18 protein-coding genes are annotated in these 24,951 nt (G+C 60.4%); 8 read left to right on the forward strand and 10 right to left on the reverse strand.

Annotated elements, in window-relative coordinates; genetic code table 11:
- The first annotated feature begins 138 nt into the window (after positions 1-138).
- A complete protein-coding gene (locus AC1RL4_RS06495) occupies positions 139-2,016 on the forward strand; it encodes a sigma-54-dependent Fis family transcriptional regulator (protein ID WP_204124102.1) in 1,878 nt (625 codons plus the stop codon).
- A gap of 66 nt (positions 2,017-2,082) precedes the next feature.
- On the opposite strand, the gene cysS is transcribed toward AC1RL4_RS06495, so the two are convergent.
- Both cysS and AC1RL4_RS06505 read right to left on the reverse strand, forming a co-directional pair.
- Entirely contained in the window at positions 2,083-3,465 is a 1,383-nt protein-coding gene (cysS, locus tag AC1RL4_RS06500; RefSeq protein WP_019580054.1) for a cysteine--tRNA ligase, read from the reverse strand.
- Between the two features lie 20 nt (positions 3,466-3,485).
- Positions 3,486-5,186: a glutamine--tRNA ligase/YqeY domain fusion protein gene (locus AC1RL4_RS06505; RefSeq protein ID WP_028941250.1), complete on the reverse strand. Its 1,701-nt coding sequence runs from the start codon at positions 5,184-5,186 to the stop codon at positions 3,486-3,488.
- Positions 5,187-5,447: 261 nt separating this feature from the next.
- Between AC1RL4_RS06505 and AC1RL4_RS06510 the strand changes: the two genes are divergently transcribed.
- Both AC1RL4_RS06510 and lpxH read left to right on the forward strand, forming a co-directional pair.
- Complete coding sequence (locus AC1RL4_RS06510) at positions 5,448-5,951, forward strand: peptidylprolyl isomerase (RefSeq protein ID WP_096479899.1); 504 nt, start codon at positions 5,448-5,450, stop codon at positions 5,949-5,951.
- Positions 5,948-6,676, forward strand: a complete 729-nt coding sequence (lpxH, locus tag AC1RL4_RS06515; protein ID WP_019580052.1) for a UDP-2,3-diacylglucosamine diphosphatase — start codon at positions 5,948-5,950, stop codon at positions 6,674-6,676. Before AC1RL4_RS06510 ends, lpxH begins: the two co-directional genes overlap by 4 nt.
- Positions 6,677-6,804: 128 nt before the next feature.
- Here lpxH and AC1RL4_RS06520 read toward each other — a convergent pair whose 3' ends face one another.
- The 7 genes from AC1RL4_RS06520 to AC1RL4_RS06550 all read right to left on the reverse strand — a co-directional run bounded on the left by AC1RL4_RS06520 (position 6,805) and on the right by AC1RL4_RS06550 (position 17,990).
- The gene (locus AC1RL4_RS06520; RefSeq protein ID WP_493119326.1) at positions 6,805-8,334 is read right to left on the reverse strand and encodes a DHA2 family efflux MFS transporter permease subunit; all 1,530 of its coding nucleotides are present in this window, start codon (positions 8,332-8,334) and stop codon (positions 6,805-6,807) included.
- Between the two features lie 79 nt (positions 8,335-8,413).
- Positions 8,414-9,622, reverse strand: a complete 1,209-nt coding sequence (locus AC1RL4_RS06525) for an HlyD family secretion protein (RefSeq protein WP_028941247.1) — start codon at positions 9,620-9,622, stop codon at positions 8,414-8,416.
- A gap of 15 nt (positions 9,623-9,637) precedes the next feature.
- Positions 9,638-11,107 (reverse strand): efflux transporter outer membrane subunit, encoded by a 1,470-nt coding sequence (locus AC1RL4_RS06530; RefSeq protein WP_019580049.1) that lies wholly within the window; start codon positions 11,105-11,107, stop codon positions 9,638-9,640.
- Entirely contained in the window at positions 11,097-11,576 is a 480-nt protein-coding gene (locus AC1RL4_RS06535; RefSeq protein ID WP_007940922.1) for a MarR family winged helix-turn-helix transcriptional regulator, read from the reverse strand. Before AC1RL4_RS06535 ends, AC1RL4_RS06530 begins: the two co-directional genes overlap by 11 nt.
- 298 nt (positions 11,577-11,874) lie before the next feature.
- Positions 11,875-15,549, reverse strand: a complete 3,675-nt coding sequence (locus AC1RL4_RS06540) for a translocation/assembly module TamB domain-containing protein (protein ID WP_230175271.1) — start codon at positions 15,547-15,549, stop codon at positions 11,875-11,877.
- The gene (locus AC1RL4_RS06545) at positions 15,546-17,273 is read right to left on the reverse strand and encodes an autotransporter assembly complex protein TamA (RefSeq protein ID WP_026331774.1); all 1,728 of its coding nucleotides are present in this window, start codon (positions 17,271-17,273) and stop codon (positions 15,546-15,548) included. The genes AC1RL4_RS06540 and AC1RL4_RS06545 overlap by 4 nt, the downstream gene beginning before the upstream one ends.
- 66 nt (positions 17,274-17,339) lie before the next feature.
- A complete protein-coding gene (locus tag AC1RL4_RS06550; RefSeq protein ID WP_018925466.1) occupies positions 17,340-17,990 on the reverse strand; it encodes a GNAT family N-acetyltransferase in 651 nt (216 codons plus the stop codon).
- A gap of 229 nt (positions 17,991-18,219) precedes the next feature.
- Between AC1RL4_RS06550 and xthA the strand changes: the two genes are divergently transcribed.
- Both xthA and AC1RL4_RS06560 read left to right on the forward strand, forming a co-directional pair.
- Positions 18,220-19,032 carry an exodeoxyribonuclease III gene (xthA, locus tag AC1RL4_RS06555; RefSeq protein ID WP_019580046.1) on the forward strand — a complete coding sequence of 271 codons (813 nt, stop codon included), beginning with the start codon at positions 18,220-18,222 and terminating at the stop codon, positions 19,030-19,032.
- Between the two features lie 179 nt (positions 19,033-19,211).
- Positions 19,212-20,552 (forward strand): substrate-binding domain-containing protein, encoded by a 1,341-nt coding sequence (locus AC1RL4_RS06560; protein ID WP_493119330.1) that lies wholly within the window; start codon positions 19,212-19,214, stop codon positions 20,550-20,552.
- 170 nt (positions 20,553-20,722) lie between these two features.
- Here the strand turns inward: AC1RL4_RS06560 and AC1RL4_RS06565 are convergent, their stop codons facing one another.
- Positions 20,723-21,952, reverse strand: a complete 1,230-nt coding sequence (locus tag AC1RL4_RS06565) for an acyl-CoA dehydrogenase (RefSeq protein WP_008014296.1) — start codon at positions 21,950-21,952, stop codon at positions 20,723-20,725.
- Between the two features lie 188 nt (positions 21,953-22,140).
- Between AC1RL4_RS06565 and AC1RL4_RS06570 the strand changes: the two genes are divergently transcribed.
- The 3 genes from AC1RL4_RS06570 to AC1RL4_RS06580 all read left to right on the forward strand — a co-directional run bounded on the left by AC1RL4_RS06570 (position 22,141) and on the right by AC1RL4_RS06580 (position 24,699).
- Positions 22,141-23,070, forward strand: coding sequence for a LysR family transcriptional regulator (locus tag AC1RL4_RS06570; protein ID WP_008068246.1), 930 nt, complete (start codon positions 22,141-22,143; stop codon positions 23,068-23,070).
- Positions 23,071-23,271: 201 nt separating this feature from the next.
- Complete coding sequence (locus tag AC1RL4_RS06575) at positions 23,272-23,670, forward strand: MerR family transcriptional regulator (protein WP_007904077.1); 399 nt, start codon at positions 23,272-23,274, stop codon at positions 23,668-23,670.
- Positions 23,671-23,799: 129 nt separating this feature from the next.
- Positions 23,800-24,699, forward strand: a complete 900-nt coding sequence (locus AC1RL4_RS06580) for a hydroxymethylglutaryl-CoA lyase (protein WP_019580044.1) — start codon at positions 23,800-23,802, stop codon at positions 24,697-24,699.
- The last annotated feature ends 252 nt before the right edge of the window (positions 24,700-24,951 follow it).

Genomic DNA, 24,951 nt, shown 5'->3' on the forward strand with positions numbered 1-24,951 from the left:
GGCGATTTCGATGACGCCTTCGCCGGCAAGCCTGGCTCCTACAGGTATTGCGTCGTGTCAGAAACATCACGCGCGAAATATGCTCTTGTGCGCGCAAAAACATAAAAACAATAAAAGCTTGCCCAGAGATCGACCGCCATGGCCGTACCTGTCTCAAAGCGCTCCCACGACGCCATCATCCAGGACTCCTGGTCCCGCTGCCGCGCGTTCGGGCTCGATCATCAGAGCGCTCCGGCGTTCGATCAGTTACCGGCAGACGGCATCGCCCACTTGCTGGAGAGCCAGCATTCCCTGGTGCAGACCACCCATCAGGAAGTCCTGCCGTATTACGAAAACATCCTCAGCAACTCCAATTGCCTGATCATGCTCGCCGACAATCACGGCCAGGTGCTGACGTCGTGGGGTACCCAGCGTTTCATCGAGCCGAGCCTGACCCGCGGTTTCAGCGTCGGCGCCAGCTGGATGGAGCATTGCAGCGGGACCAATGCGATCGGCACTGCGCTGGCCTGCGAGCAGGCCGTGCACATCGAGCACGATGAACACTTCCTCAAGGCCAACCGCTTCATGACCGGTTCCGCCGCGCCGATTTTCGATGCAGAGCGCAAGGTGATCGCGGTGCTGGACGTGTCCAGCGACAGCTACCTGCCGCCCTCCCACACCCTGGGCATGGTCAAGATGATGAGCCAGACCGTGGAGAACCGGCTGATCCTCAACCTGTTCCACGGCCAGCATTTCCAATTGACCTTCAACACCGGGTTGAACAACCTCGACAGCCAATGGGCCGGGATGCTGATCTTCGATGAAACCGGTCAGGTACTGTCGGCCAACCGCCGGGCCGACAATCTGCTGGGCATCAGCCTGTCGCGGGTCAGCGTCGAAAGCTTGTTCAAAGTCTCGTTGATGGAACTGCTGAATCAGCCGGACGGCCTGCCGTTTTCCCTGCAAGCCTCAGGAAACAACCGTTTCCAGTGCGTGCTGAAACGACCGAAACAGGCGTCGATTCAGGCGCGGCTGTTTGCAGAAAAAAAGAGCACTGAAACGAAAAGCCCTGAAATAAAGTGCACTGAGCCCACCCTGGCAGCGCCCGCCGCGATCAGCCTCAACACCCTGCACTTTGGCGACAGCCGCGTGGAAAAAGCCGTGCGCCAGGCCGAGCGTTTGCTGGAGAAGGACATTCCATTGTTGATCCACGGGGAAACCGGGGTCGGCAAGGAAGTCTTCGTCAAAGCCCTGCACCACGCCAGCTCACGCAGCAAACAACCGTTCATTGCCGTCAACTGTGCAGCGATCCCCGCCGAACTGGTGGAGTCCGAGCTGTTTGGCTACGAGAAAGGCGCATTCACCGGCGCCAACCAGAAAGGCAGCATCGGGCTGATCCGCAAGGCCGACAAAGGCACCCTGTTCCTCGATGAAATCGGCGACATGCCGCTGCCAACCCAGGCCCGGCTACTTCGGGTATTGCAAGAACGTTGCGTGCAACCGGTGGGCAGCAGCGAGTTGTTCCCGGTGGACATCCGGATCATCTCGGCGACCAACCGCTTGTTGCGCGAGCAGGTGCAGTTGGGGCGGTTTCGTGAGGATTTGTATTACCGCATCGGTGGTTTGACCCTGGAACTGCCACCGCTCAGGGAACGCAGTGACAAGCAGTCGCTGTTCAAGCGCTTGTGGGAACAACACCGTGAACCGTCGCAATGGGCCGGGTTGAGCCCCGAGGTGCTGGACCTGTTCGGCCGTCATCCGTGGCCGGGGAATTTGCGTCAGGTCAGCAGCGTGATGCAGGTGGCGTTGGCCATGGCCGAGGAACAGCCGGTGCGACCGGAACATTTACCGGATGATTTTTTTGTCGATCTCGAGATGGAGCCGGTGGATACACCGGAGCAGATAGCCGTTGATTTGAATGATGCCGAGGCATTGAATCGGCAATTGCAGGCGGCTGGGGGAAATATTTCGCACTTGGCGCGACGGTTGGGGGTTAGTCGCAATACCTTGTACAAGCGGTTGCGCCAGATCGAGTGACAGAACGATCAGTGGCGCAAACAAAAACCCGCACAAGGCGGGTTTTGTTTGTAGCAAACGCAGTGATCAGTCAGCCAGACGCCAGGTCGTGCCGCCCTTGCCGTCTTCCAGCACCACGCCCATGGCGGTGAGCTGGTCGCGGATGCGGTCGGATTCGGCCCAGTCCTTGTTGGCACGGGCAGTCAGGCGCGCCTGGATCAGTGCATCAACCTCAGCCGCATCGACCCGCCCTTCGGCACCGGCCTGCAGGAAGTCATCGGCTTCAAGCTGCAACACACCTAGCACGCTGGCCAGTTCCTTCAAGCGCGCCGCCAGACCGGCCGCCGCATCCAGATCGCTCTCGCGCAGACGGTTGATCTCGCGGACCATCTCGAACAGCACCGCACAGGCTTCCGGCGTGCCGAAGTCGTCGTTCATCACCTGGGTGAAACGCTCGACGAAGGCTTCGCCACCCGCCGGTGCCACTTTCGGCAAGCCTTTCAACGCATGGTAGAAACGCTCGAGGGCGCCCTTGGCGTCCTTGAGGTTGTCTTCCGAATAGTTGATCGCGCTGCGGTAGTGGCTCGACACCAGCAGGTAACGCACGACTTCCGGGTGGTACTTGTCGAGCACGTCGCGAATGGTGAAGAAGTTGTTCAAGGACTTGGACATCTTCTCGCCATTGATGCGAATCATGCCGCAGTGCATCCACGCGTTGGCGTAGGTCTTGCCGGTGGCCGCTTCGCTCTGGGCGATTTCGTTTTCGTGGTGCGGGAACTCGAGGTCGCTGCCGCCGCCATGAATGTCGAAGGTCTCGCCCAGGCAGCAGGTGGACATCACCGAGCACTCGATGTGCCAGCCCGGACGACCGTCGCCCCACGGCGATGGCCAGCTCGGCTCGCCCGGCTTGGCGCCTTTCCACAGCACGAAGTCCAGCGGGTCCTGTTTCGACTCGTCGACTTCGATTCGTGCGCCGATGCGCAGGTCTTCGATCTTCTTGCGCGACAGCTTGCCGTAGCCCATGAACTTGGCGACGCGGTAGTACACGTCGCCATTGCCCGGTGCGTAGGCGTAGCCCTTGTCGATCAGGGTCTGGATCATCGCGTGCATGCCCGGGATGTGATCCGTGGCACGCGGCTCCATGTCCGGCTTTTTGATGTTCAGGCGCGCTTCATCTTCGTGCATCGCCGCGATCATGCGCTCGGTCAAGGCCTCGAACGACTCGCCGTTCTCGTTGGCCCGATTGATGATCTTGTCGTCGATATCGGTGATGTTGCGCACGTAGGTCAGGTCGTAACCGCTGAACCGCAACCAGCGGGTCACCAGGTCGAACGCGACCATGCTGCGGCCGTGGCCCAGGTGGCAGTAGTCATATACGGTCATCCCGCAGACGTACATGCGCACCTTGTTGCCATCCAGCGGCTTGAAGACTTCTTTGCTCTTGGTGAGCGTGTTGTAGATCGTAAGCACGACGGTTCCTTAAGACTTGATCACTGGCCCCACGAATCACGCAGGGTCACGGTACGGTTGAATACCGGAGCGCCCGGTTTCGAGTCCTTGATATCCGCGACGAAGTAACCTTCGCGCTCGAACTGGAAACGGTCTTCCGGCTGTGCGTTGCCCAACGAGGGTTCAGCACGACAACCGGTGAGGACTTGCAGTGAGTCAGGGTTGATGTTGTCCAGGAAACTGGCGCTGTCTTCGGCCTTCTCCGGATTCGGAGAACGGAACAGACGATCGTACAGACGCACTTCGCACTCGACGCTGGCCGCAGCCGGCACCCAGTGCACCACGCCTTTGACCTTGCGGCCTTCGGGGTTCTTGCCCAGGGTGTCCGGATCGTACGAGCAGCGCAGTTCGACGATGTTGCCATCGGCGTCCTTGATCGCTTCGTCGGCACGGATCACGTAGCTGCCGCGCAGACGCACTTCGCCGTTCGGCTCCAGGCGCTTGTAGCCTTTTGGCGGCTCTTCCATGAAGTCATCGCGGTCGATGTAGATTTCACGGGCGAACGGCAGCTTGCGCACGCCGAGTTCTTCTTTCTGCGGATGACGTGGCAGTTCGAGATTCTCGACTTGGTCTTCCGGGTAGTTGGTGATCACGACTTTCAACGGACGCAGCACGCACATGGCGCGCGGGGCATTCGCGTCCAGGTCCTGACGGATGCTGAACTCGAGCATGCCGAAGTCGACCACGCCATCGGAACGGTTGGTGCCGATCATGTCGCAGAAGTTGCGGATCGACGCCGGGGTGTAGCCACGGCGGCGGAAGCCCGACAGCGTGGACATGCGCGGATCGTCCCAGCCATTGACGTGCTTTTCATCGACCAGTTGCTTGAGCTTGCGCTTGCTGGTGATGGTGTAGTTCAGGTTCAAACGGCTGAATTCGTACTGACGCGGGTGCGCCGGCACCGGCAGGTTGTCGAGGAACCAGTCGTACAACGGACGATGGCTTTCGAACTCCAGGGTGCAGATCGAGTGGGTGATGCCTTCAATGGCGTCCGACTGACCATGGGTGAAGTCGTAGTTCGGGTAGATGCACCACTTGTCGCCGGTCTGGTGGTGATGGGCATGACGGATGCGATACATGATCGGGTCGCGCAGGTTCATGTTCGGCGAGGCCATGTCGATCTTGGCCCGCAGCACACGTGCGCCGTCCTTGAATTCGCCGGCCTTCATGCGAGCGAACAGGTCGAGGTTTTCCTCAACCGAGCGGTCGCGGAACGGGCTGTTCTTGCCCGGCTCGGTCAGGCTGCCACGGTATTCCTTGGCCTGTTCAGGGGTCAGGTCGTCGACGTAGGCCTTGCCGGCCTTGATCAGCTCTACCGCCCAGTCGTGCAACTGGTCGAAATACTGCGAGGCATAGCGCACTTCACCGGACCATTCGAAGCCCAGCCATTTGACGTCGCTTTCGATCGCGTCGATGTATTCCTGGTCTTCCTTGGCCGGGTTGGTGTCGTCGAAACGCAGGTGCGTGACGCCGCCGAATTCCTGGGCCAGGCCGAAGTTCACACAGATCGACTTGGCGTGACCGATGTGCAGGTAACCGTTGGGCTCAGGCGGGAAACGGGTAACGATCTGCGTGTGCTTACCCGAGTCCAGGTCCGCCTGGATGATCGGGCGCAGGAAATTGACCGGCACGGCAGGGCCGGTCTTGGAATTCGAGGTAGGGTCGACAGTGGGCTTGCTCATAGGATCCTTGAACGTACAAGTGCGCGGCCAGTTGGCCAAATCAAAGCGGCTGTTATAAATCAAAGGGGCTTATCATAGCCGATGCTGTCAAGTGGCTGACAGAGCAGGCCGGCAATCGGTTGCATTTAATCGGCCGGCGATGAAAAACAGCCTCGAAATTCGCGTCCGGCACGCTAAACTGCGCACCTTGGCCGACACTGGCCGGACCGGTTGAGGGCCAAAGCGCCCCTAACCCACGAATTCCTATAAAGAGTACTGATCATGACTCAAGTCAAACTGTCTACCAACTTCGGCGACATCGTCCTGCAACTGAACGCTGATAAGGCACCGCTGACCGTTGCCAACTTCATCGAATACGTCAAGGCCGGTCACTACGAAAACACTGTTTTCCACCGCGTCATCGGTAACTTCATGATCCAGGGCGGCGGTTTCGAGCCAGGCATGAAAGAAAAGAAAGACAAGCGCCCAAGCATCCAGAACGAAGCCGACAACGGCCTGCCGAACAAGAAGTACAGCGTTGCCATGGCCCGCACCATGGAGCCGCATTCGGCTTCCGCGCAATTCTTCATCAACGTGGCTGACAACAGCTTCCTGAACCACAGCGCCAAGACCGTTCAGGGCTGGGGCTACGCGGTATTCGGCGAAGTGGTTGAAGGCACCGACGTCGTCGACAAGATCAAAGGCGTGGCCACCACCTCCAAGGCCGGTCACCAGGACGTACCTGCAGACGACGTGATCATCGAGAAAGCCGAGATCATTGAGTGATACTGCTGATTTCAGACTTGCATCTGGAAGAGGAGCGCCCGGACATTACCCGGGCGTTTCTGGATTTGCTCGCTGGACGCGCCCGCTCGGCGAGTGCGTTGTACATTCTGGGCGACTTTTTCGAGGCGTGGATTGGCGACGATGCCATGACAGCCTTCCAGCGTTCCATCTGCCAAGCCCTGCGGAACTTAAGCGACAGCGGCACGGCCATTTTCCTGATGCACGGCAATCGCGACTTCATGCTCGGCAAGGCCTTCTGCAAAGCAGCCGGCTGTACCTTGCTCAAAGATCCGAGTGTCGTGCAGTTTTACGGCGAGCCGGTGTTGTTGATGCACGGCGACAGCCTCTGCACCCGCGACGTCGGTTATATGAAGCTGCGGCGCTACCTGCGTAACCCGATCACCCTGTTCATCCTGCGCCATCTACCTTTGGGCACCCGGCATAAACTGGCGCGCAAGCTGCGCAGCGAAAGCCGTGCGCAGACGCGGATGAAGGCCAATGACATTGTCGATGTCACGCCGGAAGAAGTGCCGCGGGTCATGCAGCAATTCGGTGTGAAAACCCTGATCCACGGCCACACCCATCGCCCCGCCATCCACAAATTGCAGATTGGCGAGCAAGCTGCCAAGCGCATTGTGCTGGGGGATTGGGACCGTCAGGGCTGGGCGTTGCAGGTGGATGAGCAAGGGTTTGCATTGGCGCCGTTTGATTTCGTTACGCCATAAAAACCTAAGATCAAAAGATCGCAGCCTCGTTTCACTCGACAGCTCCTACAGGTGCATTGCCTAACGTGGTCAATGTAGGAGCTGTCGAGCGGAGCGAGGCTGCGATCTTTTAAACGGGCGCCACTGAATCAATGCCCTGCCGAAGCCGGCCCCGCCTTCGCCGCAAACGGCGGTTTCGCCAGCCATACCAGCAGAATCAAGCCCATGAACGCCCACCCCAGCAACGTGAAGTAATCCACGGTGGAGAGCATGTACGCCTGACTGGTCAGCACATGATCCAGTTGTGCGTAGGCCGGGTTGCCCGCCCCGCCCAGCGTGTTCAACGCCTCCCGGGTCGCCGGCTCATAGGTAGTGATGCTTTCACTCAGATACGCATGGTGCTGATCGGCCCGGCGAATCCAGATCCAGGTGGTCAACGACGCCGCAAAACTACCGCCCAGGGTCCGCAGGAAGGTTGCGAGCCCAGCGCCGTCGGCAATCTGGCTCGGCGGCAGGTCCGACATCAAAATGCTCAAGGTCGGCATGAAGAACAGCGCCACGCCAATGCCCATGAACAGCTGCACCAGGGCGATGTGCTGGAAGTCCACTTCGTTGGTAAACCCGGCGCGCATGAAGCAACTCAAACCGATGCACAGGAACGCCCCACCGGCCAGCAATCGCAGGTCGAATTTGTGCGCGTACCGACCGACAAACGGCGACAACACCACCGGCAAAATGCCGATCGGCGCCACCGCCAGACCAGCCCAAGTGGCCGTGTAGCCCATCTGGGTTTGCAGCCATTGCGGCAGGATCAGGTTGATGCCGAAGAACCCGGCATATCCGCCCACCAGCACGATGGTGCCGATGCGGAAGTTGCGGTAGGCGAACAGCCGCAGATTGACCACCGGGTGTTTGTCGGTCATTTCCCAGATCACGAACACCGCCAGCGCAATCACCGAAATAGCCGCGCCGATGATGATGAAGTTCGACTCGAACCAGTCCAGGTCATTGCCCTTGTCGAGGATCACCTGCAACGCGCCGACGCCAATGATCAAGGTGATCAGCCCCACGTAATCCATCGGCTGGTAACTGGTCTCCACCGGACGCGCCTTGAGTTGCTGGCGCACCACCATCATGGCGAAAACCCCGATCGGCACGTTGATGAAGAAGATCCACGGCCAGCTGTAGCTGTCGGTGATCCAGCCACCGAGAATGGGGCCTGCAATCGGCGCCACCACCGTGACCATCGCCAGCAACGCCAGGGCCATGCCGCGCCTGGCGGGCGGATAGACCGCGATCAACAGCGTCTGGGTCATCGGGTACAACGGCCCGGCCACCAGGCCTTGCAGTACCCGAAAACCGATCAGCTCCGGCATCGAGGTCGAGATACCGCACAGAAACGACGCCAGCACGAACAGCATCGTCGCCCAGAGAAACAGTTTCACTTCACCAAAGCGCCGGCTGAGCCAACCGGTCAGCGGCAGCGCGATAGCGTTGCTCACGGCAAACGAGGTGATCACCCAGGTGCCCTGCTCCGAACTCACGCCCAGGTTGCCGGAAATCGTCGGCAAGGCCACGTTGGCGATGGTGGTGTCGAGCACCTGCATGAACGTCGCCAGCGACAGGCCGATGGTGCTGAGCACCAGGCTGGGCGGCGAGAAAGAGGCGTTTTTGCTCATCGCGAATCCTTTGGAGCTGAATTTCTTGGAGCGGGGCCGGCGCTGCGCCCGTTACAGGCGCAGCTGACGGATTGGCGAATCAGCGATGCGCGGTTTTGCTGACCGCGGCGCTGTTATCGTGGATCAATTGGGTGATCATGGCGTCGGCCTCGGCCAACTGACGGTCGTAGACGCTGGTGCTGAACGAAGCCTTTTGCGGCGGCTGTTGTGCCAGCACCGGACCGCTCTGATCGCGCAGGTTAACCTCGACCTGAGTCGACAGACCGACCCGCAACGGGTGCTTGGCCAGTTCTTCGGCATTGATGTGAATCCGCACCGGCACCCGCTGCACGATCTTGATCCAGTTACCGGTGGCGTTCTGCGCCGGCAGCAAGGCAAACGCGCTGCCAGTCCCGGCACCGAGGCTGTCGATGGTGCCGCTGTATTTGACGTCGCTGCCGTAGACATCAGCTTCGATGTCCACCGGTTGACCAATGCGCATGTCACGCAATTGGGTTTCCTTGAAGTTCGCGTCAATCCACAGCTGATCCAGCGGAATCACCGCCATCAACGCGGTGCCCGGCTGGACACGCTGACCGAGTTGCACGGTACGTTTGGCGACATAACCGGTGACCGGCGCGATCAAGGTGCTACGGGCATTGTTCAGGTACGCCTGACGCACTTGCGCAGCGGCGGCCATCACATCCGGGTGCGACGACACTACGGTGTCATCGACCAGCGCGCTGGTGGTCTTGAGCTGTTGTTGGGCGTTGGCCAGGGCGTTCTGCGCCGAGGTCAGGTCATCACGGGCGTGGGACAGTTCTTCCTGGGAAATCGCCCCGCCGGCAGCGAGGTTTTTCCGCCGATTGAAGTTCTCCTGAGCCTTTTGCACTTCGGCCTGCTGCGCATTGACCTGGGCTTTCATGCCGTCGACGTTACTGTACAAACCGCGCACCTGGCGCACAGTGCGGGCCAGGTTGGCCTGGGCGCTTTGCAGACCGACTTCGGCGTCGTTCGGATCGAAGTTGATCAGCACCTGGCCTTCGTGGACCAAATCGCCATCGTCAGCGCCGATGCTGACCACGGTGCCGGTGACCAGCGGCGTGATTTCCACCACGTTGCCGTTCACATAGGCGTCGTCGGTGCTTTCGCTCCAGCGGCCGAAGAATTGGTGATAACCCCAGACGCCGGCTCCGGCGAGGATCACCAGGATCGTCAGGACAAACAGCATCACTTTGCGCTTGCGCGGATTGCTCGTGTCTTGACCGTTGTCAGGAGCTGGGGTTGGAGTTGTATCGGCAGTGGCCATGACAAGTACCTTGAATTAGTTGTGCTGCGTGGCTGGGGTTGCGTTGGCGGCGGTCAGGGTTTCGCCCTGAAAACCGCCACCCAGCGCCTGCATCAGTTGGATCGACAGGTCGATCTGCTCGGCATTCAGGTTGGCCAACTGACGCTGGGCCTGGAGCAATTGCTGCTCGATGCTGAGCACGTCGAGGTAGTTGCCGATGCCGGAACCGTAGCGCTGGACCACGGTGTTGTAAGAGTCCTGGGCAATGTCGGTGGCGTGTTGCTGGGCACCGATTTGCCGGCCGATATCGTGCAACTGGTTGATGGTGTCGCTGACATCGCCTAAAGCTTTCACCAGGCTTTTGTTGTACTGCGCCACCGCGAGGTCGTAATCGGCATCGCGAGAATCGAGGTCGGCACGCAGGCGGCCGCCGTCGAAAATCGGCACCGAGATCGTCGGCGCGATGTTGAAGAAACGACTGGCGGAACCGAACATCGCATCCCCCAGCAACGACTCGACACCGGCCGCCGCGCTCAGGTTGAGGTTGGGGTAGAACCGGGTCTTGCTCGCCGCGATATTTTTGCTCGCGGCCTCAACCCGCCAGCGCGCGGCCACGAGGTCGGGACGACGACCGAGCAATTCCGCTGGCAACACCGATGGCAACGCGACTGCGCTGGCCTGAAGGACTTTCGGCCGGGCGATTTCGTTGCCGCGATCCGGGCCTTTGCCCAGCAGCACCGCCAAGGCGATTTTCGCGCTTTGCAGGCGTTTCTCGGCGTCGATCAGGCTGGCTTCGGCGCTGGCTTCAAGGCTTTCGGTTTGCTGGAACTGGTACTGACTGTCGATCCCCGAACTCAGGCGACGCTGGCTGAGGTCGAGCATTTGTTTGGTGCGTTTGAGGTCTTCGCTGGCCAGGTCATGGATGATGTGTGCCTGCCCCAGATCGCTGTAGGCGCGGGCGACGTCGGCGGACAAGGTCAGTTGCGCGGCCTGCTGATCGACTTCGGCGGCGCGGGCCTGGCCCAATGCGGCTTCCCAGGCATCGCGCTGACCGCCCCAGAGGTCGAAGGTGTAATTGAAGCTGGCGCCGAGATTACGCACGGTGGAGTAAGTGCCACCCTGCCCGCTCGGATCTTTGTCGCGGGCCAGACGCGAACGGCTGACACCGGCGTTGGCATCGAGGGTGGGCATCCGTGCAGCATCGGCGGCATAGGCGGCAGCACTGGCCTGGTGAACGCGGGCGTCGGCGATTTGCATGTCGGGGCTGTCGTGCAGGGCTTCGCGGATCAAGCCGTCGAGCTGCGGGTCGCCGAGGCTTTTCCACCAATCGCTTTTCGGCCAGGCCGCAGGTGACAGGGGCACGCCGTTGAGCGACTGCCCGGCCTTGAGGTTCTTCGCATCGAGGCTGACGCCTTCGGTGTTCAAGCCACTGTAACTGGCGCAACCGGCGACGCTCATGGCCAACAGCACCAGGCTCAGTCCGGTACGCAGGCGTTTACTGTTCATGGCCACCTACCCGCAGCAGAGTGATCGAGTCACCCGCCGCTACCAGAATTTTCTTCAGGATGTGTTCCAGGGTTTTCAATTCTTCCGGGGTGATGGCACCGGCCAGTTCATTCATGGCATCGGCGCCGATCTGCGGCAGCTGGTCGGTCAACTGCTGGCCTTGTTCGGTCAGCACCAGTTGCACCTGGCGGCGGTCTGCCTCGGAGCGTTGGCGGGCAAGGAAACCTTTCTGTTCCAGACGATCGAGCATGCGGGTCATCGAACCGCTGTCCAGCGACAGGTGACGGCACAGCTCGGCCGGGGTATCGACGCCGAACTGGGCCATGATGATCAACACTTTGAACTGCGCGGCAGTGATGCCGTGGGGTTCCATGTGCGTATCGATGATCCGGTCCTTGAGCAGCGCGGCGCGTCCGAGCAAGAGGCCGAGATGGCAATTATGGAAATCGTATGAGGAGAAATGTTTCATCTGGCCACCGATTAGCTGCCTAGGCAGTGAATGTATGTCGAGATATTACTGCTTAGGCAGCCAATGTCAACGCAATAGTTAGGATGCTTTGTATTCGACTGATAAAAGGCGCACGACCGACCACCACAAATCTCTGTGGCGAGGGGGCTTGTCGGAACGCCGCACCGCCCCGTTCGGCTGCGAAGCAGTCGTCGCTTTTCGATTTGCAGGGTTTCAGAAGGAATGAAATGGCAAGTTTTGGGGCCGCTGCGCGGCCCAACGGGGGCAAGCCCCCTCGCCACAGGGATCGCGCAGGGGGTTAGAAATCCCGCTTGTAGAAGATGTCCAGCGAACTGGCCACGCCGCTGGCGGCTTCGAGGTAGACTTTTTTGCTCAGCTTGTAACGCAAAGCGATGGTATTGGCCGGTTCAAACACGCCTACGCCATAGCGCAGGCTGAGCTTCTCGGAGATATTGCCGCTGGCGACCACACTGGTGGTGTTGCCGCTGCCTTGGGTATCGAGCTGGAAGTCCTGAATGCCCAGATCCTTGGCCAACCCGCTGGTGACCCCGGAGCTGCCCATCAAACCCAAACCGAGGGCGGCCTGGGCGAGCATGTTGTTGTCTTCACCGGTGGTACTCAGCGGACGCCCCAGCACCAGGTAAGACAACGCCTGCTCCTGACTCATCGCCGGTTCGGAGAAGATCTGCGTGGTCGGCTGTTCGGCACTGCCGCTCAAGCGAATGCCAGCGATCACGTCGTCGGTCTGGCGAATCGCTTCGATGTCCAGGTACGGCTGATCGATGGGACCGGCAAACAGCAAGCGGGCCCGACGCACCGTCAGCCGCTGGCCGTAGGCGCGATAACGCCCGTCGTTGAGCCAGAGCTCGCCGCGTGTGTCCATGTTGTCGCCGATGTGCACATGACCTTGCAGGTTGGCGGTCAGGCCAAATCCGGCAAAGCTTAGTTTGTCTTCCCCGACCACCACGTCGATGTCCATCGCCATGGCCATCGGCGGCTTGCCCTCTTCGGTCTGCTGACCGACGATCACCGTGTCATCGGAGACCTTGACCGTCGACGGCGGCAGCTCGCGCACGGTGATTTCGCCCTTGGGCACCAACACTTTGCCGACGATCGCCAGTTTGTCGTCCTTCATGGAGATCTTCAGATCCGGCGCCACTTCCAGCGCGGCGTAGGGTTCGACGGTGACCGGCAACTGCGAGCCCTTGAGCGCCAGATCCACGACCAGTGCCTGGCCCCAGGCGATGTTGCCATTGAGGCTGCCCTGCCCTGTCTTGCCGCTTTTCCAGCTGCCGTTCAGCTGTACGGTTTCGCCGGCAATCACGGCTTGCAGTTGCAGGGCCTGGAGCACCATCGGCAGTTCCGGCCCGGAGATTTCACCGTCGCGCAGCTCAAGGTTGCCGTTGACCTGCGGCGCCAACAACCCGCCAGACAGCGTGCCGCTGCCGTTCAAATGCCCGGTGAGTTTCTCGACCATCGGCACAAACGGCCGCGCCACCGATAAATCCAGGCCATTGAGGCGGAATGAGCCGGTCAGCGGTTTGTTCTTCTGCAACGGGTTGATCTGCGCCTGCAGCATCAGCTCACCAAGCTTGCCGCCGACGAAGCTGAGGTCGGTGTCGATGCGTTTTGGCGTGAGTTTGCTGGTGAGTTTCAGGGTCTGATAGGGGAAATCCAGCCACTGATCCTTTTCCTTCATGCGCAACGTGCCGCCGCTGGCATCGACGCTGATCTGGCCGTTCGGGCCGCTGGCCGGCAAGTCCAGTTGCAGGTCGGCGTTGAGCCGGCCCTGCCAGGCAAAATCCTTCGGCAGCCATTGCGCCAGGCTGTCGATCGGGAACTGCTTGAGGTGGTAACGCAGCTTTGGCTCGGGCATCAAGCGCTGGTCTTCGCCACACAGGCTGGCCGGGCCGGACATCCAGCAATGGGCACCGAAGTTGATTTTACCGTCCGCCAGCCGTTCGAGCCTGGCCGGGTTTTGCAGCTTCCAGTCCTGACCACCGGCCTGGATATCGCCACTGGCCAGACGCCCGCGCCAGTTACCTTTATCCAACGCGCCGTCAAGACCGAGCGCCAGTTTCAGCTTCGGCCCTTGCAGGTCGAGGGTCAGTTTCTGGTTTTTGATGTCGCCCTGGCCGCTGGCGGTCAAGGTGCCCAGTGACGTGTCGCCGGTCTGGATGCCGCTGCCCTTGAGGTCGATCTTCGCCCGTTGGGCACTGTCGAGGGTGGCGTCGAGATTGAGGCTTTGCAGGCGGTTGTCTTCGAAGACCAGTTGCGAGCCCTGCAGGGCGAACTTGCCTTGTGGCGCCTTGAGCGTGCCGGCGACATTGACCCGACCATTGAGCTGGCCGCGCAGTTGCGGCCAGAGTTGGGCCAGACGCGGCATTTTGATGTCGATCTGGCCGGCGAGTTTCTGTTGCAGGCTGCCTTGGCCATTGATGCTGTTGTCACCCAGGCGAATCTGCAAGGCATTGAAGTTCCATTGCTCGCCGCCGCCATCAGCCTTGGCTTGCAGCACCGCCGGCTGCCCGCGCAGTTTGCCTTTCAAGTCCAGGTCGGCGGTCAGGCTGAGCCTTTCATTCTTCATCTCGCCCTTGCTGCGTAACGGACCCGCCAAGGTACCCGGCAACTCCGCGAGCCAGTAAGCCGGGTTGATCGCCGAGAGGTCCAGCGCGGTATCCCAGGCGATGCCGTCGGCAAATTGCAGGCTCAGGTGCCCTTCGGCCTTGCCCTGCCCGGCTTCAAGTTTAAATTGTGGCAGATTGATTTGGCTCAGGTCGCCGCTGAACGGGCTGTTCAGGCTGAACGCACCGGCCGGGCCATCCAGTGCGGCCTTGAAGTTACCGATGTAGTTGCCGTCGGTGTAGGAGACTTCACCGTTGAAGCTGCGCAGTGCCACTTGCGGCTCGTCGATCAGCGGATAGAGGCGGTGCCAGGGGAAATCCAGCCAGTCGATTTTCGCTTCGGCACTGAAGCCTTTGCTCCAGTCCAGTTGCCCGGTGAGCTTGAGGCTTTGTTTGTCATTGGCGGTCAGGTCGAGACCCGCGATTTGCGCGCCCTTGCCGTCGACCTTGCCTTGCAGCAACAATGCGACCGGGCCTTGTTCGGCGGGCAACGTGGCTTTGCCGAGCAACTGGTAGCCGTTTTTCAGGTCGCCGTCGCCGGTGAGTTCCAGTTGATTGAGTTGCAGGGTGTCCGGCAGCTCGGCGCTGGCCTTGAAGCCGTCAGCGGTGATGCGCACTTTGGCCGGCAGGTTTTCCACCAGCGGCTGCAATTCACCGGTCAACTGCCCGTTCAGGTAACCGCTGCTGTCGGCTTTCAGGTTCAGGGTTTTCAGCAGATCGCCGTCGACCTTCAAAGCCAGTGCCCAGGGTTCGGTGCCCGGCGCCGGCAAGGTCAGTTTGCCTTCGGCGGTCAGCGGCCAGTTGCCGCTCGGTTGCAACAGGCCAGACAGGTTCAGGCTCAGTTCATCCCGCTGCAAGTGCACCGAGTCGATCTGCAAACCCTGTTCGGTCCAGTGCGCCGCCAGTTGCAGGCCTTTGAGCTCTTCGCTGCCATTGAACAGCAGACGGCCGACCTTGACGTCACCCAACTCGATGGCCAGCGGCAACTTCAAGTCCGGAAGGCTGATCGGCCCGCTGCTTTGCTCTTCCACGCCTGGCGGGAATTGCAGGCTGACCTGCTCGGCCTGCAATTGCTCGATGCACAGCGTCATGCGCGTCAGGCACAGTGGCGACCAGGCGAAAATCGCCTGGTTCAGCTCAACCCGGCTGTTGTCCTGCTGCCACAGCAGATGATCGGCGCTCCACTGTCCACCCAAACGGCCCTGGAAATTCTCCACGGTCAAACCCGGCACAAACCCGAGCGCCCAGCGACTGCCCGTCGCCGTACCCAGCACGATGATCAAGGCCAGCACGACCAGCATCAGCAGCGCCGGGATCGCCAGCAGCGCTATTTTCAAACCACGCTTCACAGCTCAGGCCCCATGGAAAAGTGCAGTCGAATGCCGCCGTCGTCGTCCATCGCATGGGCCAGGTCGAGGCGAATCGGCCCTACCGGCGAAACCCAGCGCACGCCAATACCGACGCCGGTCTTCAGGTTCGGCAGTTCGAGGGTGTTGAAGGAGTTGCCCTGGTCGATGAAGGTTGCGACCCGCCACTTTTCGGCGATGGAGTATTGATACTCGACGCTGCCGGCGACCATGTAACGGCCACCGATACGGTCGCCATCGGAGTTCTCCGGGGACAGGCTCTGGTAGTCGTAACCGCGCACGCTCTGATCGCCACCGGCGAAGAAGCGTAAGGATGGCGGTACCGATTTGTAGCCGTTGGTGGCGCTGCCGCCGACCTGCACCCGACCGAGGAAGCGGTGTTTATCGAAGACCGTGGTCAGGCCTTTGACCAGTGCCGTGCCATACACCAGGTTGGTGTCCGAACCCAATCCTTCCTTGGCCACCTTGGTTTCGAATTGCAGGCGATAGCCGTTGTGCGGGTCGATGCGGTTGTCGCTTTTCAGGTACGAATAGCTCACGCCGGGCATCAGCAAGGTGCTGAGCCCCGAGTCGTCACCGAGTGTGTATTCCTCACGCTGCCATTTGAGCGACACTACCCGCTGCCAGCCGCTGGGCAACTTGCTGTGCCATTCGGGGCCGAGGGTCAGCAATTTGCTGCGGGAGTCGGTGCCAGCGATATCTTCATATTGATAGCCAGCGGCCCAGCGCAGTTTGTCGGTCAGCGGTGGATCCAGGGGAATGTCGTAAAACACCCCGACGTTCTGCCGCGGTGCCGACAGTTCGGCTTCCCAGCCATAGCTGTCGCCTTGCGGGTTGACCCAGTGCCGGGTCCAGTTGGCCTTGATTCGCGGGCCGACGTCGGTGGAAAACCCCAGACCCAAGCCCATGGTCCGCGGCTTGCGGGTGTCGAGTTTGACCGCCACCGGGATCACGTCGTCCTTGGATGCGGTGGGCGCTGCGTCGACGCGCACGCCTTCGAAATAACCGCTCGATTGCAGCGCCTGATTGAGTTCGGCGATCAGCTCGGAGTCATAGGGCGTACCGGCCTTGAACGGCACCATGCGTTGCAGCAGGTCTTCGTCGAACGGCGTGTCGCCTTCAAAACTGACTTTGCCCAACGCATAACGCGGACCGCTGTCGTAGATCAACTCGATGTCGGCGACGCCCGCGCGCGGGTCCACCAACAGCTTCTGGCGGGTGAAGCGCCCACTGAAGAAGCCGAAACGCGAGGCCTGGTTCTGGATCAGCCGCTTGGCGTCTTCATAATGACCATGATTCAGCACCGCGCCAGGTTTAAGCAGGTCGCTCTTAGGCACACGAAAGGATTTAAGCGAGGCGGCAGGACCGTCGACACGTATCGTGACGTTGCGCAAATGGATCGGCTCGCCGGGATCGATGTTCAGCACCAGGCGCGGCGTCTTGCCGCCCTTCACGTCGCTGTCGATTTGCGGCTGGTAATACCCCAAGGCCTGGGCGGCCTTGCGCGCCTGCTCTTCGGCGCCGCGACTGAAGCGCAGCAAGGCTTCTTCATCGCGATCGCCGAGGCTACCGATATAGCCCTCTATATTGGCCTTCAGTTCATCGTTGGACGGTTTGATCCGCACATCCAATTCACTTTGCGCCAGCGCTGCGCAGCTGGATAACAGCATCAGCAGGCCACTGGTCATTCTTCCTGGAACATTCATAGGCGCGGATGCTATCACGAGCTTGGGAGCCTGATAGAGCCGGACTTGCCCCAAAAAGTTCGGCGATTACGCTGTTGCTGTTTGTAACACCTGCGGGTTGGCGTGGAAAAACACGTGTTCACGAATCGGTCCTACGGCTACTTCGCCGATTTCCTCATAGCCCTGACGCTTATAGAACTCCAGATAGCGAGGATTCCCAGTGTCGAGGATCACGCCTTGGGAGTGCTCATCGACCGCGCACCAGTTGTGCACCGCTTGCAGCAACTGTTCGCCAAAGTGCTTGCCCTGGAATTGCGGGTGAACCCCCAGCAATGGCAGGACGTGCACCGAGTCGGACGGCACGCACGCCATCACGGCGGCGTGGTAATCGAGGTAGCGTCGGGTACAGCGAAACCCGGTGCTGAGCACCATCCGCAGGCGCCAGGCCCAGCTTTCGGTGATGCCCAGGCGGCGTTGCGGCGGCGCGATCAGGGCGATGCCGATCAAGCGGTCATTCACCAGCAGGCCGATGGCCGGTAAATCCTGCAGAAAGTGCTGTTTGATCAGTTCGCGCACCGTCGCCCGTACCCGCTGTTCGTAACCTGGGCGTTCGGCTTCGAACAGATAGCCGAACGTTGGCTCGTGCCGGTACGCCTGGTACAACAGGGACCGTGCTTCGCGGGAATAGCCGCTGTCGAGCATGTGAATATCGGCGATGGCGGTCGAGGTTTCGGGCATAACGGCGGATCTCCCTGGGGCACAGCTCAGATGGCTGCGCTCTTCTTGGTACGAACCTTCGGGTGGCTTCACAGTTCCCCAGACAGGTATAGACCAAGCGAGGAGCTTCATCGACTAGGCTTGCCCGCGCCAACGCATCTCTGACAGGACACAACGAATCCCCTCACCCCAAAGCTGGCCCCATTCCTACATGTCAGCTAGCATCGCACTTTTGCCAGGACTGCCGACCATGAAGATCGTCTCCTTCAACATCAACGGGCTGCGCGCTCGCCCGCATCAGCTGGCGGCGCTGATCGAAAAGCATCAACCGGACGTGATCGGGTTGCAGGAAACCAAGGTCCACGACGACCAGTTTCCCCTGGCCGAGGTGCAGGCGCTGGGGTATCACGTGTATTTCCACGGCCAGAAGAGTCACTACGGCGTGGCCCTGCTCTCGCGCCAGGAGCCGATTGCGCTACACAAAGGTTTCGCCACTGATGAAGAAGACGCTCAACGGCGCTTTATCTGGGGCACGTTCGCCGACGCCAATGGCGTGCCGGTAACCATCATGAACGGCTATTTCCCACAGGGCGAAAGCCGCGATCACCCCACCAAGTTCCCGGCCAAGGAACGTTTCTACAGCGATTTGCAGCAATTGCTGGAAAGCCAGTTCAGCAACGACCAGCCGATCGTGGTGATGGGCGATGTGAACATTTCCCCGGAAGACTGCGACATCGGCATTGGCCCGGACAACATGAAACGCTGGCTGAAAACCGGCAAATGCAGCTTCCTGCCCGAAGAACGCGAATGGATGGCACGCCTGAAGAACTGGGGTCTGGTGGACAGTTTTCGTCACCTGAACCCGGACGTTGCCGACCGTTTCAGCTGGTTCGACTACCGCAGCCGCGGTTTTGAAGATGAGCCCAAGCGCGGGCTGCGGATTGACCTGATCATGGCATCCAACGGGTTGTTGCCTCGGGTCAAGGACGCGGGCGTGGATTACGAACTGCGCGGGATGGAAAAACCTTCCGATCATGCGCCGATCTGGCTTGAGCTGATCTGATCGTTCCCACGCGCAGCAACGGAATGCATCCCGTGGCGCTCTGCGTCACATTCAACAGCGGAACGCGGAGCGTCCCCGGCGACGTTCCTTTGCTGCGCGTGGGAACGATCACTGTCATCGTTCAGAAACCTTACTGACTTATTCTCCCGACACTTTCTTTGGCTTATTAAGGTGCCGGCATGACCCTGCGCGTGTTGTTCCTGCTGCTGCTCGGCGCCGTGCTGCCGTTGACGGTGTCGGCCGGCGATCTGCCGACGCCCGAACGTGGCCCGGTGCTGCGCATCCAGGGTTCCAACACCATTGGCGCGGCGTTGGGGCCGGCGCTGGTCGAGGGGTTGATGCATGAACAGGGCCTGCTCAAGGTGCACCGCGAAGCCCCGGACAAGGCCAACGAACAACGCATCGTCGGAGAAACCGCTGAGGGCCGTCGAGTCGAGGTGGAAGTCGCGGCCCACGGTTCAAGCACCGGATTCAAAGCCCTGAAAATCGCCTCCGCCGATCTCGCGGCCTCGTCACGGCCGATCAAGGACAGCGAACGACTGGATCTCGAACCGCTGGGCGATCTGAAAAGCCCGGTTGCCGAACAAGTCATCGCCATCGACGGGCTGGCCATCATCCTTCATCCGCACAATCCGCTGAAGCAGCTCAACACCGAGCAACTGGCGCGAATCTTCAGCGGCGAGACGAAAACCTGGGAAGAACTCGGCGGCACCGGTGGGACGATTCATCTCTACGCGCGGGATGACCAATCGGGCACGTACGACACGTTCAAGGAGTTGGTCCTCAGCCCGCGTGGGAAAATGCTGAGCGGCAATGCGAAACGCTTCGAATCCAGTGAGCAATTGTCCGACGCGGTGAGTCTGGACCCGCAAGCCATCGGCTTCATCGGTTTGCCTTATGTGCGCCAGGCCAAAGCAGTGGCCATTGTCGATGGTGACTCCCAGGCCATGCTTCCGTTCAATAGCCTGATCGCGACGGAAGATTACCCGCTGTCCCGTCGGCTGTTCCTTTACCTGCCGCCGAACGGGAAAAATCCCTGGGCCAAGGCGCTGGTGAAGTTCGCCCAGAGCAGCAATGGCCAGGCGATTGTCGCGGCCAATGGTTTTATCGCGCAGACCGTTCAGGCCATGGCCGTCACACCGAATGCGCTGATGCCCGAGGGTTATCAGGCACTCAGTCGGCATGCCCAGCGGCTGACGGTGAATTTTCGTTTCGAAGAAGGCAGCGCGACGCTGGACAACAAGGCTCGCCAGGACCTGTCGCGGGTGCTCGACTATATAAAGCAGCACGACAAAACCAATCGGCAGGTGACGTTGGTAGGGTTTGGCGATGCCAAGAGCGACCCCACGCGGGCCGACCTGCTGTCGAAACTGCGGGCCATGGCGGTGCGGCGAGAACTGGTGAAAAGCGGCGTGGTGTTTCGCGAGATTCGCGGTTTTGGCGCCGAGATGCCGGTGGCGACCAACAGCGGGGATGAAGGGCGGATCAAGAATCGGCGGGTTGAGGTTTGGGTGTATTGAAGTAAGCACCAAACATTGTGGCTTGGGGGCCTACTGTGGCGAGGGGGCTTGCCCCCGTTGGACCGCGAAGCGGGCCTCAAACCGGCCACCGCATTTTTCCTGGAAAGACGCGGTGTACAATTTACGACTGCTGCGCAGCCGAACGGGGGCAAGCCCCCTCGCCACAGGTTTCAGTGCCCGCTGCGCATCATTTCTTTAGGCACATACTTGCCGATCTCGAACTTGCCAATCGCCGCGCGGTGCACTTCGTCCGGGCCGTCGGCCAGGCGCAAGGTGCGTTGCATGGCGTACATGTAGGCCAGCGGGAAATCGTTGGACACCCCTGCCCCGCCATGGATCTGGATCGCCCGGTCGATCACCCGCAACGCCACGTTCGGTGCGACCACTTTGATCTGCGCGATCTCGCTCTTCGCCACTTTGTTGCCGACGGTGTCCATCATGTACGCCGCTTTCAATGTCAGCAGTCGTGCCATGTCAATCTCCATCCGCGAGTCGGCGATTTTGTCGATGTTACCGCCAAGGCGCGCCAGAGGTTTACCGAACGCAGTTCGGTTGACCGCCCGTTTGCACATCAGCTCCAGCGCACGCTCAGCCATGCCGATCGAACGCATGCAGTGGTGAATCCGGCCCGGGCCGAGGCGACCCTGGGCGATTTCGAAGCCGCGTCCTTCGCCCAGCAGGACGTTTTCGTACGGCACCCGGACGTTCTCGAATAGCACTTCGGCGTGGCCGTGAGGCGCGTCGTCGTAACCGAACACCGGCAGCGGACGCACAATCTTCACGCCCGGCGTATCCACTGGCACCAGAATCATCGAGTGCTGCGCGTGACGCGGTGCATCCGGGTTGCTCAGGCCCATGAAGATCAGGATCTTGCAGCGCGGATCGCAGGCCCCTGAAGTCCACCATTTCTTGCCGTTGATCACCCACTCATCGCCATCACGCACGGCACGGGCAGCCATGTTGGTGGCGTCGGACGAGGCCACGTCCGGTTCGGTCATGGCGAACGCCGAGCGGATCTCGCCGCGCAACAGCGGTTCGAGCCAGCGTTGCTTCTGCTCTTCGTTGGCGTAACGCACCAGCACTTCCATGTTGCCGGTGTCGGGCGCCGAGCAGTTGAACGGCTCAGGGCCCAGCAATGAGCGACCCATGATTTCCGCCAATGGCGCGTATTCGAGGTTGGTCAGGCCGGCACCGAGTTCGGACTCAGGCAGAAACAAATTCCACAGGCCTTCAGCCTTGGCCTTGAGTTTGAGCTCCTCCATGATTGCTGTCGGCTGCCAGCGATCGCCCTCGGCGACCTGGCGTTCGAACACCGCTTCGGCGGGGTAAACGTAGGTGTCCATGAACGCAGTCACGCGCTCACGCAGTTCCTGGACCTTGGGCGAATAAGCGAAATCCATGGCAGCTCTACCTTTTAATCAGGGGTTCAGAGGAGTTGTTCAGGTCATGCAATCGATGCTAGAACAGCTACGAAAATTTACCTAACCTATTCTCGGCGTGTATTAACATTCATCACCGATATATGATCGGCTGATTGCCAAGGCCCTCGGGTCCGATCAAGACGCCCCTGATAACAAGAGTGCAGCGCATGAATCTGAGCAAGGTCGACCTCAACCTTTTCATCGTCTTCGACGCGATCTACACCGAAGCCAACCTGACCCGCGCCGGGCAGATTGTCGGCATTACTCAACCGGCGGTGTCGAACGCTCTGGCCCGCCTGCGCGAAACCTTCAACGACCCGCTTTTCGTGCGCACCGCCCAAGGCATGGTGCCCACACCGATGGCGCAGAACATCATCGGCCCCGTGCGCAACGCCCTCTCCCTGCTGCGGGTATCGGTGCAGGAAAGCCGAATCTTCAACCCGTTGCAGGCGGTCAAGACCTACCGCATCAGCATGACCGACCTCACCGAAGCGGTGATCCTGCCGCCATTGTTCCAGCGCCTGCGCCGCCTGGCGCCGACGGTGATCATCGAAAGTTTCCTGTCCAAACGCCGCGAAACCACCAAGGAACTGGCGGCCGGACGTCTGGATTTCGCAGTGGATGCGCCGCTCAACACCGACCCGCAGGTGCGTCACGTCAAGTTGATGGAAGACCGTTATGTGTGCGCCATGCGCAAGGGCCATCCGCTGGCGGGCAAAGAGAAATTCACCCTCGACGATTACCTGTCCCTGACCCACATCCATATCTCCAGCCGCCGCAGCGGCCTGGGCTATGTCGACCTGGCCCTGGGCAAAATGGGCATCCAGCGCAAGATCGCCCTGCGCTCCCAGCATTACCTGATGGCGTCCCAGGTGTTACAGCAGACCGACATGGTCATGACCGTGCCGGAACGCTTCGCTCGTCGCCATGATTTGTACTCGGTGAACCTGCCGGTCAAAGAAGTTCCGCCGGTGGAAACCCACCTCTACTGGCACGAAAGCACCGACCAGGACCCGGCCAACCGCTGGATGCGCGAGCAGATGATCGAGTTGTGCCAGCAGGTCACGGCGCACGAGAAGAAGCTGGATAAGGTGTAAGACGTTAATCCGCGTCATCGTTCTTCGCGGGCAAGCCTCGCTCCTACAAGGTTAGCGTCGAACCACGATTAAATGATCGACACCAAACCTGAGCGAGGCTTGCCCGCGAAGAGGCCCGTCACTACACAGACAATTCATGCCCCTTGACGTAAACGTCAACCTGACATTAGCTTAGCGCCATGACCTTTTTCGAGCGCTTCCATGAGCAGCCAGACCTATAGCATTTCCGACCTCGCCCGCGAGCTCGACATCACCACCCGGGCCATTCGCTTCTATGAAGAGCAAGGCCTGCTCAGCCCCGAGCGTCGCGGTCAGGAACGCATTTATTCGCCCCGTGACAAGGTCAGCCTGAAGCTGATCCTGCGGGGCAAGCGCATTGGTTTTTCCCTGGCCGAATGCCGCGAGCTGATCGAGCTCTACGACCCCTCCAGCGGTAACACCAAGCAATTGCACAGCATGCTGGCGAAAATTGCCGAGCGTCGGGAACAACTCGAGCAGCAACTGCTGGACATCGAACAGATGAAGCTGGAACTCGACACAGCCGAAGAGCGCTGCACCCAGGCGCTGGAGCAAACGATCAAGAGCCAGCAGCTCGTGTAGGAGCTGAGCTTGCTCGCGAAAGCGGTATGTCCTTCAACATGGATGTCGACTGACCTGACGCTTTCGCGAGCAAGCCCAGCTCCTACAGGGCTCTGTGAACATTCATACAATCTCAACAGGTCGATTCCCATGTCCCTCCCCACCCACGTACGCCTGGTCGAAGTCGGCCCCCGCGACGGTCTGCAAAACGAAGCCCAACCCATCAGCGTCGCGGACAAGGTGCAATTGGTCGATGCGCTCACCGCCGCTGGCCTCGGCTATATAGAAGTCGGCAGTTTCGTCTCGCCCAAATGGGTGCCGCAAATGGCCGGTTCCGCCGAGGTCTTCGCGCAGATCCAGCGCAAACCAGGGGTAACCTATGGCGCCCTCGCCCCCAACCTGCGGGGCTTTGAAGACGCTATCGCCGCCGGGGTCAAGGAAGTCGCCGTGTTCGCCGCAGCATCCGAAGCGTTCTCCCAGCGCAATATCAATTGCTCGATCAGCGAAAGCCTGGAGCGCTTCGTGCCGATCATGGACGCGGCCAAACAACACGGCGTCAGCGTGCGCGGTTACGTGTCCTGTGTGCTGGGCTGCCCTTACGAGGGTGATGTCGCGCCTGCGCAAGTCGCCCGGGTCGCTCGCGAACTCTATGCCATGGGCTGCTACGAGGTTTCGCTGGGAGATACCATCGGCACCGGCACCGCTGGCGCGACCCGCAAGATGTTTGAAGTGGTTTCGGCCGACGTGCCACGGGAAAAACTGGCCGGGCACTTCCACGACACCTATGGCCAGGCCATGGCCAATATCTACGCCAGCCTGCTGGAAGGCATTGCGGTGTTCGACAGCTCCATCGCCGGCCTTGGCGGCTGCCCGTACGCCAAGGGCGCCAGCGGTAACGTCGCCACCGAAGACGTGGTTTACCTGCTCAACGGCCTGGGCATCGAGACCGGGATCGACCTGGACGCCTTGATTCGCGCCGGCCAGCAGATTTGCGCGGTGCTGGGGCGCCCTACTGGTTCTCGCGTGGCCAAGGCTCGCAGCGCACAGTGACGACGCGGATGTGTCCGGGTGTTACCGCGTGTTCTGGCACGTGGGGCGGAAACGAGTAACACGGAAACAAATTGTCAGGTTTGGTACGGATGAAAAATCTCACAAAAAATCAAATCATTGATTTTAAAGAACTTTTCAAAGTTGGCACGGCTTCTGCTATCTCTATGGCATAACAAGAATAAAAAGCTGCAAACCAATAAAAATAAGACGTAACGACTCTGACATAACAAGAACAACACGGCAGAGACGCAG

This window comes from Pseudomonas sp. GW822-FHT07A10, from assembly GCF_058798795.1.

What these genes read in the sequence shown, in the direction of transcription:
- AC1RL4_RS06495 (WP_204124102.1), top strand. Translation starts at nt 139, where the DNA reads ATGGCCGTACCTGTCTCAAAGCGCTCCCACGACGCCATCATCCAGGAC.
- AC1RL4_RS06525 (WP_028941247.1), bottom strand. Translation starts at nt 9,622, where the DNA reads ATGGCCACTGCCGATACAACTCCAACCCCAGCTCCTGACAACGGTCAA.
- AC1RL4_RS06565 (WP_008014296.1), bottom strand. Translation starts at nt 21,952, where the DNA reads ATGGATTTCGCTTATTCGCCCAAGGTCCAGGAACTGCGTGAGCGCGTG.
- AC1RL4_RS06550 (WP_018925466.1), bottom strand. Translation starts at nt 17,990, where the DNA reads ATGCCCGAAACCTCGACCGCCATCGCCGATATTCACATGCTCGACAGC.
- AC1RL4_RS06580 (WP_019580044.1), top strand. Translation starts at nt 23,800, where the DNA reads ATGTCCCTCCCCACCCACGTACGCCTGGTCGAAGTCGGCCCCCGCGAC.
- AC1RL4_RS06535 (WP_007940922.1), bottom strand. Translation starts at nt 11,576, where the DNA reads ATGAAACATTTCTCCTCATACGATTTCCATAATTGCCATCTCGGCCTC.
- AC1RL4_RS06575 (WP_007904077.1), top strand. Translation starts at nt 23,272, where the DNA reads ATGAGCAGCCAGACCTATAGCATTTCCGACCTCGCCCGCGAGCTCGAC.
- AC1RL4_RS06560 (WP_493119330.1), top strand. Translation starts at nt 19,212, where the DNA reads ATGACCCTGCGCGTGTTGTTCCTGCTGCTGCTCGGCGCCGTGCTGCCG.
- AC1RL4_RS06510 (WP_096479899.1), top strand. Translation starts at nt 5,448, where the DNA reads ATGACTCAAGTCAAACTGTCTACCAACTTCGGCGACATCGTCCTGCAA.
- AC1RL4_RS06570 (WP_008068246.1), top strand. Translation starts at nt 22,141, where the DNA reads ATGAATCTGAGCAAGGTCGACCTCAACCTTTTCATCGTCTTCGACGCG.
- AC1RL4_RS06545 (WP_026331774.1), bottom strand. Translation starts at nt 17,273, where the DNA reads ATGAATGTTCCAGGAAGAATGACCAGTGGCCTGCTGATGCTGTTATCC.
- xthA (WP_019580046.1), top strand. Translation starts at nt 18,220, where the DNA reads ATGAAGATCGTCTCCTTCAACATCAACGGGCTGCGCGCTCGCCCGCAT.
- AC1RL4_RS06505 (WP_028941250.1), bottom strand. Translation starts at nt 5,186, where the DNA reads ATGAGCAAGCCCACTGTCGACCCTACCTCGAATTCCAAGACCGGCCCT.
- AC1RL4_RS06520 (WP_493119326.1), bottom strand. Translation starts at nt 8,334, where the DNA reads ATGAGCAAAAACGCCTCTTTCTCGCCGCCCAGCCTGGTGCTCAGCACC.
- AC1RL4_RS06530 (WP_019580049.1), bottom strand. Translation starts at nt 11,107, where the DNA reads ATGAACAGTAAACGCCTGCGTACCGGACTGAGCCTGGTGCTGTTGGCC.